The 2,657-nt window shown below is 61.4% G+C and carries 2 protein-coding genes; one reads left to right on the top strand and one right to left on the bottom strand.

Annotation, left to right across the window (positions count from 1 at the left end; genetic code table 11):
* Positions 1-290 precede the first annotated feature (290 nt).
* The gene (locus tag V6M61_RS20980; protein WP_332778549.1) at positions 291-998 is read left to right on the top strand and encodes a hypothetical protein; all 708 of its coding nucleotides are present in this window, start codon (positions 291-293) and stop codon (positions 996-998) included.
* Positions 999-1,058: 60 nt separating this feature from the next.
* Here V6M61_RS20980 and serA read toward each other — a convergent pair whose 3' ends face one another.
* Positions 1,059-2,288 (bottom strand): phosphoglycerate dehydrogenase, encoded by a 1,230-nt coding sequence (serA, locus tag V6M61_RS20985; protein ID WP_332778550.1) that lies wholly within the window; start codon positions 2,286-2,288, stop codon positions 1,059-1,061.
* Positions 2,289-2,657: the final 369 nt, after the last annotated feature.

Genomic DNA, 2,657 nt, shown 5'->3' on the forward strand with positions numbered 1-2,657 from the left:
CCATCGGGCGCAACTCGGCGTTGCCTACCTTGCCCGCACATCAGTGCGGGCGGCGGCAGGCGCCTTGATTTGCGCCCGATGGAACCCCTTCGCACCTCCAATATTAGTGTGAACAGGCCCTAGAAATAGTCGTCATTGACGGCAGCTTCGCGGGGGTTTCGTTGTAACAAAATCGCTTGCATTGTTTTGTTAACATTGGCGGCATCCAAAAGCCGGGACCACCGCATAGTGGTGCCGGCTTTTATCTGTGCGCTTACGCACGTTAATGGTGCGACGCACAGGATTTCAGAATGTTGTTGAAAGGCGCGAGGCTGCAAGCCCGGATCGTCCAGTTTGCCCAGATCGCGCTGCTTGCCGGCATGGGCTTGGCCCCTTTGCTGCTGTCCGCCGCATCGGCGGTAGCGGCAGGCCCCACCGCCAACCCCGGCTCCCCTCTTGATCCGGCACTGGAGTCCGCTTCGGCCGATGCGCGCTATGCGGTGCGCTGGGTCATGGCGCAGGGGGATAACCAGGGCCTGCCCTTTGTCATCGTCGACAAAAAAAGCGCCCGCATGTTTGTCTTTGAAGCCAATGGCCGCCTGCGGGGCGCTTCGCCGGCCCTGCTGGGCCTCACGCCGGGTGACCACTCCATCCCTGGCATTGAGCAGCGTGAGGTTGCCAGCCTGCGCGCGGATGAGCGAACCACGCCCGCGGGTCGTTTTGTGTCCGAGCCCGGCCGCAACCTTCAGGGCGAAGCGATTGTGTGGTTTGACTACGCCGCCAAGCTGGCCATCCACCGCCTGCGCCCGGCGCCTCGCAGTGAGCGGCGCCCGGAGCGTCTCGCCTCCGCCACACCGGACGACAACCGGATATCCATGGGCTGCGTGGTGGTGCCCGTGAGCTTTTACGAAACCGTGGTGAGCCCCGTGCTGGGAAAGAGTTACGGCGTCGTCTATGTCTTGCCTGAGGCGCAGCCTGTGCAGCACATGCTGGGCGCGCTGCTGGTGAGCCGGCAGTGACGCATTTGCTATGTTTTTAATAGCTGTTGCACTTCAGATTTGAGTCCGCCCAGGCCCCGCTTAAAAAAGAACGCGGCTGCGGATGGTGCCGGGCACTTTGGCGAGTTTGGCCAGCGCCATGTCGGAGTGCGCCGCATCGATGTCGATCACCACGTAGCCGATGGCATCATTGGTCTGCAGGTACTGCGAGGCGATGTTGATGCCGTTGTCTGAAAACACTTTGTTGATTTCCGACAGCACGCCCGGCACGTTGCGATGGATGTGCAGCAGCCGGTGTTTGCCGGGGTGAGCCGGCAGCGCCACCTCGGGGAAGTTGACGGACGAGGTCGAGGTGCCGTTGTCGCTGTACTTCACCAGCTTCTCCGCCACTTCGATGCCGATATTTTCTTGCGCCTCCATCGTCGAGCCGCCGACGTGCGGCGTCAAAATCACGTTGTCCAGACCGCGCAGCGGCGACTCGAACACGTCCTTGTTGCTGCGCGGCTCCACCGGGAAAACGTCAATCGCCGCACCCAGCAGTTTCTTCTGGCGCAGGGCCTCGGCCAGCGGCTCAATCTCGACCACCGTGCCGCGCGAGGCATTGATCAGCACGCTGCCCGGCTTCATCGCGGCAATCTCTGCCTGGCCGATCATCCACTGCGTGGCCTGGGTTTCGGGCACATGCAGGCTGACCACGTCAGACTGCGCCAGCAAGTCGTTGAGCTTTGCCACCTGCCGGGCATTGCCCAGCGGCAGCTTGGTGACCACGTCAAAAAACACCACCTGCATGCCCAGCGCTTCTGCCAGCACCGACAGCTGCGTGCCGATGGAGCCATAACCAACGATACCCAAGGTCTTGCCGCGAATTTCATAGGCGTTTTCGGCCGACTTGAGCCAGCCGCCGCGGTGCGCCACTGCGCTTTTCTCGGGCACGCCGCGCAGCAGCAAAATCGCCTCGGCCAGCACCAGCTCGGCCACCGAGCGGGTGTTGGAAAACGGCGCATTGAACACCGCAATGCCGCGCTCGCGCGCCGCCTCCAGGTCCACCTGGTTGGTGCCTATGCAAAAGCAGCCGACGGCCGTCAGCTTGGCCGCCTGGGCAAACACCTCGGCGGTGAGCTGGGTGCGGGAGCGGATGCCGACAAAATGCGCGTCCGCGATTTTGCGCTTGAGCTCGTCGTCAGCCAGCGCTCCGGTCAGGCTTTCGATCTGCGTGTAGCCCGCCGCTTTCAGCACATCGACGGCCGACGGGTGAATGCCCTCCAGCAGGAGGAACTTGATTTTGTGCTTGTCGATCGAGGTTTTGTTCATGGGAGTCTGCCGAGTCGGTAAATGGTTCGGGCTCCAGTATGAAGGAAAGCGCAACCCAAGCGCTGCTGGCGCCTGCTTGCCCCTGCTGAATGTCGGTTTGCTTGGGTTGAGTGACGCTTGGGTGCCAGGTCAGCATGCCTGAACGCGGAAAGTGGCCGGCCATTCCCAGCGTGCCAACTCTCCAAAATTTTTGCGTAGGTTTATAGAGAGAATAGCCTTTAGCCCTAATGAGTATGGAGATATACAGCTAGTCCGTTGGGAGACCCCCCGGCTCTGCCGGGGAGGCAGTAGAAGTTTGACGTATGCGTAGGTATGGGTGTCCATCGCAGAAACTTCCAATCGTGAGCCGCCAAGCAAACGAAAGGAAAA

It is taken from the genome of Polaromonas sp. (assembly GCF_036676035.1).
In the GTDB taxonomy this organism is placed as follows: Bacteria; Pseudomonadota; Gammaproteobacteria; order Burkholderiales; family Burkholderiaceae_C; genus Polaromonas.